The organism is Halomarina litorea (assembly GCF_024227715.1).
Taxonomy (GTDB): Archaea; Halobacteriota; Halobacteria; order Halobacteriales; family Haloarculaceae; genus Halomarina; species Halomarina litorea.
Genome location: NZ_CP100449.1, coordinates 236,202 through 250,259 on the forward strand (window position 1 = coordinate 236,202; position 14,058 = coordinate 250,259).

A 14,058-nucleotide genomic window follows, 5' to 3' on the forward strand; every position below is an offset into this window, starting at 1 on the left:
GTATTACCGCATACATAACTCTGTGCTCTGCGGTCGGGTCGGTGGTGAGTCGAGTCACCCGGCATCCCGAGTCGCCGTCGGATGTTGGGCGGTGACAGTCACCACGTGGAACACGAACACTGAAGTCCGTCCACAGGAAGGGTGGGGCATGCAGGACGCGTACATCGTCGACGCCATCCGCACCCCGTTCGGGAAGCGGGAGGGTTCGTTCCGGGACACCCACCCGCAGGACCTCGCAGCGGAACCGTTGCTCGCGCTGGAGGAACGGAACGGCTTCTTGGGGCGCGAAGACATCGAGGACGTCGTCTACGGCTGTGTGACGCCGACCGACGAGCAGGCGAACAACATCGCCCGCCTCGCACCGATGGTCGCCGGGTGGGGCGACGACGTCCCCGGCGTCCAACTCGACCGGATGTGCGGGTCGGGCCAGCAGGCCATCAACTTCGCCGCGGGGCAGGTCCGCGCGGGCTTCCACGACGTCCTCGTCGCGGGCGGCGTCGAACACATGACGCGTGTCCCGATGGGGTCGGCCGGGAGCAGCATCACGGACACCTACTTCGAGCACTTCGACGAACTGACGAACCAGGGCGAGGGCGCGGAGCGCATCGCCGAGAACGGCGGGTTCTCCCGGGAGTACCTCGACGGCATCGCCGTCGACTCCCAGCACCGCTGGGGCGAGGCGGCCGACGCCGGGAAGTACGACGAACAGGTCGTGCCCGTCGACGTGGAACTCGACGGCGAGTCGGTCACCGTCGAGCAGGACGAACACCCCCGCCCACAGACCGACCTAGAGACGCTCTCGGGCATCCCGCTGGCCTTCCGCGAGGAGGGCGAGGGTGTCATCCACGCCGGGAACGCCTCGGGCATCGTCGACGGGTCGGCCGCCACGCTCGTCGCCTCCGGCGATGCCTGCGAGGAGCACGGCTGGGAGCCGAAGGCCAGAATCGTCGACACCCACGTCGTCGGCGTCGACCCGCTGACGATGCTCCGTGGGCCGATTCCGGCGACGAACGAACTGCTCGACCAGAACGACCTCACCGTCGACGACGTCGATCGCTTCGAGGTCAACGAGGCGTTCGCTTCCGTCGTCGCGGCGTGGCTCGCCGAGACGGGCGCCGACTGGGAGAAGACGAACGTCTGGGGCGGGGCCATCGCTCACGGCCACCCGCTGGGCGCGACGGGTGCGGCACTGCTCGGCAAGCTCCCCTACCAGCTCGAGGAGTGCGGCGGGCGCTACGGCGTCTGCACCATGTGCATCGGGTTCGGTCAGGGCATCGCGACGCTCGTCGAACGGGTCTGAGGGTCCGAGGGGCGTCCCGACCCGCTTTCGTCGAACCGTCGTCACGCCCGTTCGACACCGTCGGACGTCGAACGCGGCGGAGCACTTTTCCCGTCGGTCGCCCGTGATGTGAGCTATGTCACCTGACGACAAGATTGCGATGTCGAACGGCTTCGCCCGCGTCGAAATCGACGGCCACCGCGCGGACGTGATTCTCTCCCGCCCGGACAAGCGAAACGCGATGAGTCGCGCCGTCATCGCCGACCTGACGGAGGCGTTCGACCGCGTGGACGACCACGAGGAGGTGCGTGCGGTGGCGCTCCTCGGGGAGGGCCCGGTGTTCTGCGCCGGGATGGACCTCCCGATGATGCGCGACGGCGACCGGGAGACTCACGAGGAGGTCGGCGAGGAACTCCGGGCGCTGTTCGACCGAATCGACGGGTTTCGTTGCCCGGTGGTGGTGGGCATCAAGCGCGCCGCCGTCGCGGGCGGGTTCGAACTCACCCTGCCGGCCGACTTCCGCATCATCGGCTCCGACGCTTCGTACGGGGTCGTCGAGGTGAAACTCGGCGTCTTCCCCAGCGGCGGGTCCACCCAGCGCCTCCCGCGACTCGTCGGCCTCGCGCGGGCGAAGGAACTCGTCCTGACCGGCGAGTACATCGACCCCGAGGAGGCAGAACGCATCGGCCTCGTCAACGAGGTGTGTCCCGACGAGGAAGTCGACGGCCGTGCGCGCGACTTCGCGGACACACTGACCGAGAACGCGCCTCTCGGCATGGAACGGGCGCTCCGGGCGTTCGACCACGCGCTTGACGTCCCCCTCGACGACGGCCTCGACGTGGAGGGCTACCTCGCCTCGCCCCTCTACGAGACCCACGACCGGAAGGAGGGGTTCAGCGCGCGCATCGAGGGCCGCGAACCGGAGTTCGAGGGGCGCTAGGGGGACCCGTCAGCGTCCGACGCTCACTCGTTCCGCCCGAATCCATAGACTATTGTATCCCCTGACGGATGGTAGCACGTATGTCAGACGCGAGTACGGCAGCGCGGATGGATTTCACCGGCCGGGTCGCCGCGGTGACCGGCGGCGCGAGCGGAATCGGGAAGGGCGTCTGCGAGGCGTTCGCGGCCCTCGGCGCGGACATGGCCGTCGTGGACGTGGCGGCGGACGCCGCCGAGTCGGTCGCCACCGACCTCGAATCCGACTTCGGCGTCGACGCGGTGGCCGTCGAGACGGACGTCTCGGAGTACGAGGACGCGGCGGCGATGGTCGAGACGGTGGTCGACGAACTGGGCCGACTGGACTGCCTCGTCAACAACGCCGGCATCGGCGAGAGCAAACCCTTCGCCGAGACCGACCCCGACGACTGGGACCGGACCATCGGCGTCTGTCACTACGGGACGCTCAACTGCTCGCACGCCGCCCTCGACCACATGACCGGACGCGGGTCGGGCGTCATCGTCAACTTCGCCAGCGACTCGTTCAAAGGTAACGACCCGGGACTGGCCGTCTACGGCGCGGCGAAGGCCGCGAACGTCTCGTTCACGAAGACGCTCTCGAACGAGGTGGGCGACGACGGGGTCCGCGTCAACTGCGTCTCGCCGGGGACGACGCGCACCCCCGCCACCGAGGACTGGATCGACGAACACGAGGAGGGCATCCTCCGCTCGTACGCTCTCTCGCGCATCGGCGACCCCTCGGACATCGCCGACGCCGTCGTCTTCCTCTGTAGCGACGCCGCCGACTGGGTCACCGGGCAGGTGCTGAGCGTCAACGGGGGGTACATCCGCGGGTGAGGGGACCGTCGGCCCGCACGACGCCCGCTCCCGGGTCGCTGGGAGGACAAGCTTGAAATCCCACCTGTCCGAGCGTGGGGTATGGCCCGAGACCCCCCCGACCTCAGCGGGAAGGCGGCGTTCATCACCGGCACGACGCGCGGCATCGGCAAGCAGATAGCCCTCGCACTCGCCGACGCGGGCTGCGACATCGTCTCGACGGGCAAGACGGTCGACGACAGCGACTCCGACCTCGACGGGACCATCCACAAGACCGCCGAGGCCTGCGAGGACCGCGGCGTGGACGCCCACGCCATCCAGGTGAACCTCCGCGACGAGCAACAGGTCGAGGCCGCCGTCGAGGAGGCCCTCGACGTGTTCGACGAGATTCCCATCGTCGTCAACAACGCGAGCGCCATCCAACTCGCGTCCGTCGAGGACATGCCCGTCGACCGCTTCGACCTCGTGACGGACGTGAACGTCCGCGGGACGTACGCCACCTCCCGCGCGTTCGTCCCCCACCTGAAGGAACTCGGCGAGGGACACATCCTGACGAACGCGCCGCCGGTGAAGATGGGGAGTGCGCCCGGCAAGGCCGCCTACTCGTGGTCGAAGATGGGCATGACGTTCGTCACCCGCTCGCTGGCGGAGGAACTGCGCGGCGAGGGCGTCGCGGCCAACGCCTTCTGGCCCGTGACGGCGATCGACACCCGCGCGACGCGGTACTTCGGCCTCGGGACGGAGGACGACTGGCGCAAGCCCGAAATCCTCTCGGACACCGTCATGGAACTCCTGAAGCGCGACCCCGACGAGTTCACGGGCAACGCCGTCTACGACGAGGAGGTCCTGCGCGCGGCGGGCGTCGAGGACTTCTCGGAGTACAACTGCACGCCCGGCGACCCCGCGCCCACCTCCGCGCAGATGTTCGACCCCGAGTTCTCGCGCCCGGAGTAGGCGGCGTCCGTCGCTCGGTGTCCTGACCCGGCGGGTCAGGGTTCGACGAGCACCTTTATCTGGTCGCTCTCCGGGTCGCGGAGCGACTCGAAGGCCGCCTCGACGCCCTCGAGCGACACCGTGTCGGTGACCAGCGGTTCGGGGTCGATTCGTCCGTCGGCCAGCAGGTGGTCGCCCTCGCTCACCCCGTCGACGCCCTCGCCGTCTCACGCCGACTCGGGAATCGCGTGGTCCGTCGCCTCGGCGCGTATCGGGATCGGTCCGACCTCGTACTCGTGGAGATCCGACCCGCAGATGCCCGTGTACGCGACGTCGACCGCCACCGTTCCCGCCGAGTCGGGGTACGGGTCCACGTCCTCGATGCGCAGGTCGCCGGGACCGTGCAGGTAGATGGCGTGCATCATCCTGTCGGCTCGTATCGGCCGAGGGTCGTAAAGTCCTCGGCGGTACCGGTACTCAGACGGCATCGAAGGCCCGCCCAGGGAACTCCAGGTACTCCGCGAGTCGGTCGAGGAAGGCCCCCGAGTCCGCGCCGTCGAGGACGCGGTGGTCGATGGTGAGGCTGAACGTGATGGCTCGCTCGAAGCCCACCTCGCCGTTCCGCTCGACGGGGACCGGCTTGCGCCGGCCCATCGCGAGGATGGCTACCTCCGGCGGGTTGATGATGGAGTACGAGACGTCCATGTCGAAGACGCCGACGTTCGTGACGGTGAAGGTGCCCCCCTGCAGGTCGGCGGCGGTGTGGTCGTTCCCCAGGACGGCGTCGACGAGTCGCCGTCGCTCCGCCGAGAGGTCCGCCAGACTGCGCCCCGGCACGTCGCGCAGGACCGGGACGACCAGTCCTCGCTCGCCCTCGACGGCGTACCCGACGTTCACTTCCTCCAGCAGGCGGTGTTCGCCGTCATCGAAGTGCGCGTTGAACGCAGGGAGGTCCTCCAGCACCCGTCCGACGAAGTGGAGGACGAGGTCGTTGAGCGAGAGGTCGAGGTCCCGTTTCGCCGCGAGTCGGTCCCGCACCTCCTCCAGTCGCTCGATACCAATGTCGCGGGTCCCCATCACGTGTGGCTTCTCGCGTGCGCTTTCGCTCAGGCGCTCGGCGATGGTCTTTCGCGTCCCGGTGAGCGGCCGGGACTCCGTGACGGTGAGGCCGTCTCCGCCCGACGAGGACGTGTCCGACTCATCCGTTCTCGCACTCCCGCCCGAGTTCTCCGCGTCGAGGAATGCCTCCACGTCCGACTCGGTGATAGCGCCCTGCGGGCCGGTCCCCTCGATTCCCGAGAGGCCGACGCCCGCCTCCTCGGCGCGACGCCTCGCGCGGGGCATCGCCTTCACGTCCGCCTCGTCGCCCGCTCTCGAGGCCTTCGACGGGTCACCGTCGTCGAGATACGCCTCCACGTCGGCCTCGCTGATCGCCCCCCGGGGACCGGTCCCGTCGATGGGGCCGAGGTCGACGCCCTCCCGGTTGGCCAGACGCTTCGCGCGCGGGGTGGCCGTAATGCCTCCCTCGGCTGCGCCGTCACCCGCGTCGTCGGCCCGCGTGACCGCGGACTTCGACCCGTCGCCCCCGGTCACGTCCGGGGCGGCCGGCGCGCCTCCGTCTTCCAGTTCCGACAGCGCGGGGACCGACTCCCCTGCCTCCCCGATTGCCGCCAGCGGCTTGCCCACCTCGATGGCGAGTTCCTCGCCCTCGGCGACGTACTGTTCGAGGAGCGTCCCGCTCACGGGCGCCTCGATCTCCGCGCTCGCCTTGTCGGATTCGATGACCGCCACCACGTCCCCGGCCTCGACGCGTTCGCCGACGGCGACCTCCCACGAGACGAGGTCGCCGTAGTCGCTCAGCCCGAGCTTCGGAATCCTGACTGCCTCTGCCATTGTGTGGTGGTGCCTCGGACCACTGGTATAAATCACCTCGGGGCGAGCGCCCCGGGGCGGGAGGTGGCGGGTCGGTGCCGTGCCCACCGGTCGCTCAGAACAGCGACTCGATGCCCGCCGCGATGCGGTCGGCCGACGGCAGCACCTCCTGTTCGAGGACGGGGCTGAGCGGGATGGGGGTGTCTTTCACGCCGATGGTCTTCGGCGGCGCGTCGAGGCTGAAGAAGTCGCTCTCGACGACCTCGTTGGCGATGTGACCCTGCGTCCCGTAGCGCTCGACCGTCTCGTCGACGACGACCAGCCGCCCGGTCTTGCGGACGCTCGCCGCGATGGTCTCGGTGTCGAGGGGGGCGAACGTCCGCGGGTTGACGATTTCGACGTCCGCGTCCACCTGCTCGGCGGCCTCCTTCGCTCGGTGGAACATGAGCTGTGTCGCCACGACGGTGACGTCCTCGCCTTCCACCTCGACGGCCGCCTCGCCGAGCGGGAGGGTGTACTCCTCCTCGGGCACCTCCCCGCGCTGTTCGCTCAGGAACTTGTGCGGGAGGAAGAAGACGGGGTTGTCGTCGCGGATGGCGCTCTTGAACAGCCCCTTCGCGTCGTAGGGCGTCGTCGCGGTGACGACGACCCACCCGGGGACGTTCCCGAGCCACGAGTGAACGGACTGGGAGTGCTGTGCGCCAGCGCCGATGCCCGCGCCCGACGGTGCGAAGATGGTCAGCGGGGCGGTGAGCCGCCCGCCGCTCACGTAGGGCTGTTTGGGAATCTGGTTGAACACCTCGTCGCCGGCCGTCGCGGCGAAGTCGGCGAACTGCAGTTCCGCGACGGGGCGCATCCCACCGACGGCCGCGCCGAGGGCCATGCCCGCGATGCCGATCTCCGACAGCGGCGTGTTCCGAACCCGGTCGCGCCCGTGTTTCTCGTACAGCCCCTCCGTCTCGCCGAAGTTACCGCCGAACTCCTCGACGTCCTCGCCGAACAGGACGACGTCGTCGTCGCGCGCCAGTTCCTCGTCGAGCGCCTCCGCGATGGCTTCTACGTAGGTGATCTCTCTCGTCATGGTCACTCACCCTGCCCGTAGAGGGGCAGCTGGTAGACGTTCTCGTAGGCCGCCTCCGGGTTCGGTTCCGGACTCTCGCGGGCGAACTCGACGGCCTCCTCGACCTCCGCGAGTATCTCCGCGGTCAGCTCCTCGACGTCGGCCTCGGTCAACACCCCCGCGTCGAGGAGGCGCTCCCGGTAGTTCGCGATGGGGTCCTTCTCGGCTTTCAGCCGTTCGTACTCCTCGCTGTCGCGGTAGGTCTGCTTGTCCCCCTCGAAGTGCGGGACGAGGCGGGCGACTCGGCTCTCGATGACCGTCGGTCCCCCGCCGTCGCGGGCGCGGTCGATGGCCTCGGAGACGGCGTGGTACACCGCCTCCACGTCGCTCCCGTCGACGCTCTCCGTCGGTAGCTTGTGTGGCTTCCCGTAGTCCGAGAGGTGGTCGGGGGAGAGCGACGTGGACGGCGTCGAGATGGCCCACTCGTTGTTCTCGATGACGAACACCACCGGGAGGTCCCAGTAGGACGCGAAGACGAGTGCCGTGTGGAACGACCCCCGACTCGTCCCGCCGTCGCCGATGGTCGTCACGGCGACGTTGTCCGTCCCCTGCATCTCCTCGGCGAGTGCGAGGCCGACCGCCGGGTTCTGGCCCGACCCGATGGTCGCGGCGTGGCCGTACAGCTTCCGGTCGACGTCGGCGACGTGCATCTGCCCGCCGTACCCCTTGTTCGACCCGCCCACGCGACCGTACAGTTCGGCCATGATCTCGGTCAGCGGGACGCCCTTCGCGATGTACTGGCCGATGAGGCGCGCGCCGCCGACGGCCAGCCAGTCGTCCTCGCGCATCGCCGCGCCCATGCCGACGTGCGACCCCTCGTGGCCCCCGCTGAGGTGAACGAACCCGGGTATCTCCCCCTCGCCGAAGCGGGCTTTCGTCTCCTCCTCGAAGACGTCGATGCGGAGCATCTCCTCGAAGAGGCGCTTCGCCGTCGCGTCGTCGACGGTGATGTCTCGTGTCATGCGTACACGTCTCACAGTGGCGGGGTGGTCGATATAAAGGTACGCCGACCGGTCCCGGGAGGTGAACGAACTGCGCGTGGGGATCGCTCACGATACACGTACTTTCATGTCGGTGGCCCCCGTCGGCCGACGATATGCGGGGACTTCAGGGGAAGACGGCAGTGGTCACGGGCGGGGCGTCCGGTATCGGTCGCGCGACCTGTCACCGACTCGCCGAGGAGGGGTGCGACGTCGTCGTGACGGACGTGGACGCGGCGGGCGGCGAGGAGACGGTCCGTCGAATCGAGGCGGACGACGCCGTCGGCGCGACGGCCGAGTTCCGCCACCTCGACGTCTCGGAGTACGGCGAGTTCGAGGACGTCCTGTTCGAGGCCGCGGACCGCCACGGCGGACTGGACGTCCTCTTCAACAACGCCGGCGTCGGCGAAGCGCGCTCCTTCCGCGAGACGACGCCCGACCACCGGGACGACCTCGTCGAGGTGAACCTGTACGGGGTCTGGAACGGCTGTCACGCGGCGCTCCCGATTCTCGAGGAGGGCGACGGCGGCGCGATAATCAACACGTCGTCGATGGCCGGGTGGCACCCGGCGCCCATCACCACCTACGCGATGACGAAGGCCGCGGTGCTCCACTTCACGCGCTCCGTGGCGGGGGAGTTCGCCCGGTCGGGCGTCCGCGTCAACGCGGTCTGCCCGGGCCTCGTCAGCACCGCGATGACCGACGAGTGGTACTCCGCGGAGGAACGCGAGGAGATGCGGCGACACACGGCGCTCGGGCGGTGGGCCGACCCGGGGGAGATCGCCGCCTGCGTCGCCTTCCTCGCCAGCGAGGACGCCTCCTACGTCACCGGGCGGGCGATGAAGGTGGACGCGGGGTACGTCTGAGTGGGGGCGGTCCGCGACGGTCACCCGCTCGGGAAACTGTCAGCGACGACCACAATCTATTTTCGGGAGGGTCGTGGATTCCGAACGACGCATGTACACACTTGGCATGGACATCGGTGGGACGTTCACCGACTTCACGCTCGTCGACCGGGGGTCGGGGACGGTCACCACCGACAAGGAACCGACGACGCCGTCGAACCCCGCGGAGGGGGCGCTGACCGGTGCCCGTCGCCTCCTCGGCGACACCGGGGTCGCGTTCGGGGACCTGGAGACGGTCATCCACGGGACGACGCTCGTCTCGAACACCCTCATCGAGGGAACGGGCGCGACGACGGGACTGCTCACGACCCGGGGGGTGCGAGACGTCCTCCGACTCCGCCGCGGGTCGCGCTACGACATGTTCGACTGGGAGATGTCGTACCCCGACCCGCTCGTCCCCCGCCAGCGCCGGCTGGAACTCGACGAGCGACTGGCCGACGACGGGAGCGTCGTCGAACCGCTGGACGAGAACCAAATCAGAGAGCGGGTCCGTACGCTCGTGGAAGACCACGGCGTCGAGAGCGTGGCCGTCTCGCTCCTCCACGCCTACGAGTCGGACAGACACGAGCGACGCGTCGCCGACGTAATCGCCGAGGAGTACCCCGACCTGAACGTCTCGCTGTCCTCCCGGGTCGCGCCCGTCATCAGGGAGTACGAGCGCACGTCGACGGTGGCGATCAACGCCTACGTGGCCCCGGTGGTCGCGGACTACCTCGGGTACCTCCGGTCGGAACTCCGCGCCGCGGGGTTCGAGGGTGACGTCTACATGATGACGTCCTCCGGCGGCGTCGTGGACGTCGCCACGGCGACGGCCGAACCGATTCGACTGGTCGAGTCCGGTCCCGCGGCGGGGGTCCTCGCCTCGCGCATCTTTGCCGGGGCGCACGGCCACGACGACGTGTTCACCTTCGACATGGGCGGTACGACGGCGAAGGGGTCCGTCGTCGAAGACGGCGCGGTCCGGATGAAGTACGCCACCGACGTCGCCCGCGTCCACCGGTTCAAGGAGGGCAGCGGCTACGACCTCGTCTCGCCGCACATCGACCTGACCGAGATCGGTGCGGGCGGCGGGTCGGTCGCGTCGGTCAGCGACGTCGGTCTTGTCGAGGTCGGTCCCGAGTCGGCGGGGTCCGATCCCGGCCCGGTCTGTTACAATCAGGGCGGTGAGCGCCCGACGGTGACGGACGCCTCCCTGTTGCTCGGCTACCTCGACCCGGAGACGTTCTACGGCGGGCGGATGGACCTCGCGGCCGACCGGACCCGCGAGGTCTTTCGGGACTCGCTCGCCGAGCCGCTCGGCGTCTCCGTCACCGAGGCGGCCTGGCGCGTCTTCGAGGTGGTCAACGAGAACATGGCGACCGCGTTCCGCCGCTACGCCGCCTCGCGGGGCATCGACACGCGCGGCCTCTCGATGACCGCGCTCGGCGGTGCCGGCCCGTCACACGCCTTCCGCGTCGCCCGGAAACTCGGCATCGAGGAGGTGGTCTGTCCCCGCGGGGCGGGCGTCGGCTCCGCCATCGGTCTCATCGAGGCACCGCGGATGTACGAGGCGAGTTCGACGAGTCAGGCCGTCCTCTCGACGCTCTCCGCGGAGGCGCTCCGCGAGCAGTTCGCGGCGCTGCGCGAGGAGGCCGCCGGCGTCCTCGACCGGGCGGATATCGACCCCGCCGACGCTGAGACGAGCCTCGGCCTCGACATGCGCCACGTCGACCAGGGCCACGAGATAAAAGTCGGCCTCGGCGACTGCGACGTGGCCGACGTGACGCCCGACGTGGTGCGCGAGGCGTTCGAGCGAACCTACGAGGAGACGTTCAACCGCGAGACCCTGGAGTTCCCCGTCGAGGTCCTCACCTACCGCCTCGAACTCAGCGAGGGGGAGCGGGACGACGGGACCGCCCGGCTGGCGACGCCGGACGGCGACTCGGGCGGTCCGACCACCCGCGACGTCTACTTCGGACCCGACCACGGCGAGGTGGCGACGGCCGTCCACCGATGGGACGACCTCGACGCCGGAGCGACCGTCGAGGGGCCGGTCGTCGTCGAGGCCGACCAGACCACCGTCGTCGCCGACCCCGACGCGACCGTGACCGTGACCGACGACTTCGACCTCACCATCCAGCTATGAACCACGACGACACGACCGACGACGCCGTGGGTCTCGAGACCCAGGTGCTGTGGAATCGCCTGCAGGCGACCGCAGACGAGATGTACGACGCCGCCGAGCGACTGGCCTACTCCTTCTCCATCCGGGAGGCGGCCGACGCCTCGACGGCAGTCATGACCGCCGACGGCCACGCGGTCGGCCTCTCGAATCAGTCAGTCCCGGTCCTCTCGGGGGCGCTGTCCCGCACGACGCGCATCGTCCTCGAAGAGCACTTCCCGCCGGAGTCACTGGAGCCGGGCGACACGGTCATCACGAACGACCCGTGGATCGGCGGCGGCCACCTCTCGGACGTCGTCGTTCTGAACCCCGTGTTCCACGACGGCGACCTCGTCGGCATCACGGGGAGCCTGGGCCACACCGACGACGTGGGCGGCAACCGCGGCGGGTGGTCGACCGACGCCGGGCAGGTCTACGAGGAGGGGCTGTTGATTCCCCCGGTGAAGCTCTACGAAGCCGGCGAGCGCAACGGCGTCGTCGACGACATCGTCCGGGGGAACGTCCGCATCCCCCAGCAGGCGCTCGGGGACCTCGAGGCGCTTCGCTCGGGCAACACCGTCGGGGAGCGCCGACTGGTCGAGACCATCGACGACTACGGGGTCGGGACGTTCGACCGCGTCTCCGAGGAGATCCTCGACCGCTCGGAGCGCGCGCTCCGCGAGCGACTCGCCGACCTGCCCGACGAGACCACCGAGGGGAAAATCGAGTTCACCGTCGGGGACGACGACATCCGCATCGAGGTGGCCACGACCGTCGACGGCGACTCCCTCCGCGTCGACTTCGCGGGGACCTCGGCGGCGGTCGACGGCGGCGTCAACTGCCCGTTCGGGAACGTCGTCACCGTCACCGAGTACATCGTGAAGTGCATGCTCGTCCCCGACCTGCCGAACACGGACGGCTTCTTCCGCCCCATCGAGGTGACCGCGCCCGAGGGGTCCGTGCTCAACTGCGAGCGGCCGGCGGCGACGATGGCCCGCCACATCACCTACTCGCACGCGGAGGACGCACTCATCCGCGCGCTGGGCGAGGTGGTGCCGGAGTCGGCGCTCGCCGAGATGGCAGGCATCCAGTTGGCGCCGTTCTCCGGGGCCGACGAGAGCGGCGAGGAGTTCATCGCCGTCGGGGGCACTGCGGGCGGCTTCCCGCCGAGTGCCTCCACCGACGGCATCCCCGGCGTGTTCTTCCCGTACAACGGGCAGAACACGCCAATCGAGATGTTCGAGCGCTACAGCCCGCTCCGGTGGGAGGAGACGGCGCTCGTCCCGGACAGCGAGGGGGCCGGCGAACACCGCTCCGGCCCGGCGATGCGCACCACCTACACCAACCCGACGGACCGGCCGGTGTACTTCTCGCTCACGTCCGGCCGGGCCGACCGCGACCCCTCGGGGTTCCGCGGCGGGTCGCCGGGGAAGCGGGCGACCGTCGAGTCCTCAGGGGAGGACGTCACGCCCAACGGCCCCGGTGTACTGGCGCCCGGCGAGACGCTCACGCTGATCTCCGCGTCACCGGGCGGGTTCGGCGACCCGACTGAGCGCGACCCCGAACGCGTCGAGGCCGACGTCGTGCGCGGTCTCGTCTCCGAGGAGCGCGCCCGCGAGGTGTACGGCTACGAGCGGGAGGACTGACACCGACAGGAATCGCTCCCGACCGTCGCCGGGTGGTACTTCCATCACCCGGAGAGGTCACACCCGTTCTCGCCGCACGGGCGGGCGTTCGTCCCGGCGTCCGAGACGGCGAGAATCTCGCGGGTGGGGAAGTCCTTCTTCCCCCACCAGCCCTCCCGGCTCTCGACGGTCTCCGTGACGGCGATGTTGTGCGTCGCCTGGTGGTCGCATTCGCGGAGCGTTGACTCGCCGGTGGGGCCCTCGACGGACATCCCGCTGAGCGCGGAGACGAGCGCCGCGCTGTCGCCCGACCCCGCCGACGCGTCCGCCTCCGTCCCCGCCTGTGCCGCCGCCAGCGTCGCGTTGTAGGCGGTCATCGACCACAGGTCGGGCACCGCCCCGTCCTGCTTCTCCATGTAGTTCTCCACGAACTGCCGGTTCGCCTCGGTGTCCTGTTCGAAGTAGTAGCCGGCCCCGTACGTGCCGACGGCGGCCTCGCCCGCGCCCTTCATCACGTCCACCGAGTTGAGGACGAGGACGTTCGTCTCGTCCATCAGCCCGAAGCTCTCGATCTGCTTGGTCGACTTCACCGCGTCGGCGCCGGCCGTGCGGACGCAGACGATGTCCGCGTCGGCGTCGGAGAGCTTCTGGATCTGGGAGGAGTAGTCGCTGGCGCCGAGTTTGGGCCAGACCTGTTCGACCACCTCGCCGCCGTTGGCTTCCGCGACTTCCACGAAGCCGCCGACGCTGGCGCGCCCCCACGAGTAGTCCGCGCCCATCGTGGCGACCGTCGTCCCGAGGTTCTCCATCGCGTACTCCGCCAGCCCCTTCGTGTTCTGGTAGGTGTTGCCGATGGTGCGGAACGTGTACCGGTTGCAGTTCTCGCCGGTGACGGACTCCGCCGCCGCCCCGGTGACGACGAGCGGCGTCTTCGTCTGTTTCGCGTGTTCGGCCACCGCCGTCGCCACGGCCGAACTGTTCACCCCGACCATCAGGTCCACGTTCTCCTTGTCGGTGAGTTCGCGCGCCCGCCGGAGTCCCTCCTGCGGGTCGAGTTTCGTATCGAGGATGCCGACGTTCTCTATCTCGATGTCCATCTCCGAGGCGATGCGGTCGAGTGCCACCTCGGTCCCGCCCACCTGGTACTCGCCGAGGACGGAGTAGGGGCCGCTCGTCGGGTAGAGAAAGCCCACGCGGAGCGTCGCCGGCCCGCCCCCGCTCCCGTTGCCGCCCGAGCCGTTCGGCCCACCTCCTCCTCCGCCGCCCCCTCCTCCTCCACCGCCGCCGTCGCCGTCCTCGCCGCTCGTACACCCGGCGAGTCCGACCAGCCCGCCACCCGCTACCCCCGCGCCGATTCGTCGCAGTACCGACCGTCTCGAACTGTCCCGTGTCTGCATGGTCGTGACATACCAAATGGCAGCGCGACTAAAC

Annotated in this window: 13 protein-coding genes; 7 read left to right on the plus strand and 6 right to left on the minus strand. The window is 69.6% G+C overall.

Annotated elements, in window-relative coordinates; translation table 11 throughout:
- The first annotated feature begins 148 nt into the window (after window positions 1-148).
- From NKG96_RS18320 to NKG96_RS18335, 4 genes are all read left to right on the plus strand, one after another.
- On the plus strand, window positions 149-1,300 hold the full coding sequence (locus tag NKG96_RS18320) for a thiolase family protein (RefSeq protein WP_254538225.1): 1,152 nt from the start codon (window positions 149-151) through the stop codon (window positions 1,298-1,300).
- A gap of 115 nt (window positions 1,301-1,415) precedes the next feature.
- On the plus strand, window positions 1,416-2,219 hold the full coding sequence (locus tag NKG96_RS18325; RefSeq protein ID WP_254538226.1) for an enoyl-CoA hydratase/isomerase family protein: 804 nt from the start codon (window positions 1,416-1,418) through the stop codon (window positions 2,217-2,219).
- A gap of 80 nt (window positions 2,220-2,299) precedes the next feature.
- Window positions 2,300-3,073, plus strand: a complete 774-nt coding sequence (locus NKG96_RS18330; protein WP_254538227.1) for an SDR family NAD(P)-dependent oxidoreductase — start codon at window positions 2,300-2,302, stop codon at window positions 3,071-3,073.
- A gap of 81 nt (window positions 3,074-3,154) precedes the next feature.
- Complete coding sequence (locus tag NKG96_RS18335; protein WP_254538228.1) at window positions 3,155-4,006, plus strand: SDR family oxidoreductase; 852 nt, start codon at window positions 3,155-3,157, stop codon at window positions 4,004-4,006.
- A 35-nt stretch (window positions 4,007-4,041) separates the two neighbouring features.
- Here the strand turns inward: NKG96_RS18335 and NKG96_RS18340 are convergent, their stop codons facing one another.
- The 5 genes from NKG96_RS18340 to NKG96_RS18360 all read right to left on the minus strand — a co-directional run bounded on the left by NKG96_RS18340 (window position 4,042) and on the right by NKG96_RS18360 (window position 7,939).
- A complete protein-coding gene (locus tag NKG96_RS18340; protein WP_254538229.1) occupies window positions 4,042-4,191 on the minus strand; it encodes a hypothetical protein in 150 nt (49 codons plus the stop codon).
- Between the two features lie 21 nt (window positions 4,192-4,212).
- Window positions 4,213-4,410: an alcohol dehydrogenase catalytic domain-containing protein gene (locus NKG96_RS18345; RefSeq protein WP_254538230.1), complete on the minus strand. Its 198-nt coding sequence runs from the start codon at window positions 4,408-4,410 to the stop codon at window positions 4,213-4,215.
- Window positions 4,411-4,462: 52 nt separating this feature from the next.
- Entirely contained in the window at window positions 4,463-5,878 is a 1,416-nt protein-coding gene (locus tag NKG96_RS18350; RefSeq protein WP_254538231.1) for a dihydrolipoamide acetyltransferase family protein, read from the minus strand.
- 94 nt (window positions 5,879-5,972) lie between these two features.
- Window positions 5,973-6,938 carry an alpha-ketoacid dehydrogenase subunit beta gene (locus NKG96_RS18355; RefSeq protein ID WP_254538232.1) on the minus strand — a complete coding sequence of 322 codons (966 nt, stop codon included), beginning with the start codon at window positions 6,936-6,938 and terminating at the stop codon, window positions 5,973-5,975.
- 2 nt (window positions 6,939-6,940) lie between these two features.
- Window positions 6,941-7,939, minus strand: coding sequence for a thiamine pyrophosphate-dependent dehydrogenase E1 component subunit alpha (locus NKG96_RS18360; protein WP_254538233.1), 999 nt, complete (start codon window positions 7,937-7,939; stop codon window positions 6,941-6,943).
- Between the two features lie 134 nt (window positions 7,940-8,073).
- On the opposite strand from NKG96_RS18360, the gene NKG96_RS18365 reads away from it, so the two are divergent.
- The 3 genes from NKG96_RS18365 (at window position 8,074) to NKG96_RS18375 (ending at window position 12,648) form a co-directional block, all read left to right on the plus strand.
- A complete protein-coding gene (locus tag NKG96_RS18365; RefSeq protein ID WP_254538234.1) occupies window positions 8,074-8,823 on the plus strand; it encodes an SDR family NAD(P)-dependent oxidoreductase in 750 nt (249 codons plus the stop codon).
- A 91-nt stretch (window positions 8,824-8,914) separates the two neighbouring features.
- Entirely contained in the window at window positions 8,915-10,987 is a 2,073-nt protein-coding gene (locus tag NKG96_RS18370) for a hydantoinase/oxoprolinase family protein (RefSeq protein ID WP_254538235.1), read from the plus strand.
- A complete protein-coding gene (locus NKG96_RS18375; protein ID WP_254538236.1) occupies window positions 10,984-12,648 on the plus strand; it encodes a hydantoinase B/oxoprolinase family protein in 1,665 nt (554 codons plus the stop codon). Before NKG96_RS18370 ends, NKG96_RS18375 begins: the two co-directional genes overlap by 4 nt.
- 44 nt (window positions 12,649-12,692) lie before the next feature.
- Here NKG96_RS18375 and NKG96_RS18380 read toward each other — a convergent pair whose 3' ends face one another.
- Window positions 12,693-14,024, minus strand: coding sequence for an ABC transporter substrate-binding protein (locus tag NKG96_RS18380; RefSeq protein ID WP_254538237.1), 1,332 nt, complete (start codon window positions 14,022-14,024; stop codon window positions 12,693-12,695).
- Window positions 14,025-14,058: the final 34 nt, after the last annotated feature.

Excerpts from the sequence above, each read along its gene's own strand:
- NKG96_RS18360 (WP_254538233.1), bottom strand. The coding sequence starts at position 7,939 with ATGACACGAGACATCACCGTCGACGACGCGACGGCGAAGCGCCTCTTC.
- NKG96_RS18325 (WP_254538226.1), top strand. The coding sequence starts at position 1,416 with ATGTCACCTGACGACAAGATTGCGATGTCGAACGGCTTCGCCCGCGTC.
- NKG96_RS18335 (WP_254538228.1), top strand. The coding sequence starts at position 3,155 with ATGGCCCGAGACCCCCCCGACCTCAGCGGGAAGGCGGCGTTCATCACC.
- NKG96_RS18345 (WP_254538230.1), bottom strand. The coding sequence starts at position 4,410 with ATGATGCACGCCATCTACCTGCACGGTCCCGGCGACCTGCGCATCGAG.
- NKG96_RS18350 (WP_254538231.1), bottom strand. The coding sequence starts at position 5,878 with ATGGCAGAGGCAGTCAGGATTCCGAAGCTCGGGCTGAGCGACTACGGC.
- NKG96_RS18365 (WP_254538234.1), top strand. The coding sequence starts at position 8,074 with ATGCGGGGACTTCAGGGGAAGACGGCAGTGGTCACGGGCGGGGCGTCC.
- NKG96_RS18375 (WP_254538236.1), top strand. The coding sequence starts at position 10,984 with ATGAACCACGACGACACGACCGACGACGCCGTGGGTCTCGAGACCCAG.
- NKG96_RS18370 (WP_254538235.1), top strand. The coding sequence starts at position 8,915 with ATGTACACACTTGGCATGGACATCGGTGGGACGTTCACCGACTTCACG.
- NKG96_RS18330 (WP_254538227.1), top strand. The coding sequence starts at position 2,300 with ATGTCAGACGCGAGTACGGCAGCGCGGATGGATTTCACCGGCCGGGTC.
- NKG96_RS18380 (WP_254538237.1), bottom strand. The coding sequence starts at position 14,024 with ATGCAGACACGGGACAGTTCGAGACGGTCGGTACTGCGACGAATCGGC.
- NKG96_RS18320 (WP_254538225.1), top strand. The coding sequence starts at position 149 with ATGCAGGACGCGTACATCGTCGACGCCATCCGCACCCCGTTCGGGAAG.
- NKG96_RS18355 (WP_254538232.1), bottom strand. The coding sequence starts at position 6,938 with ATGACGAGAGAGATCACCTACGTAGAAGCCATCGCGGAGGCGCTCGAC.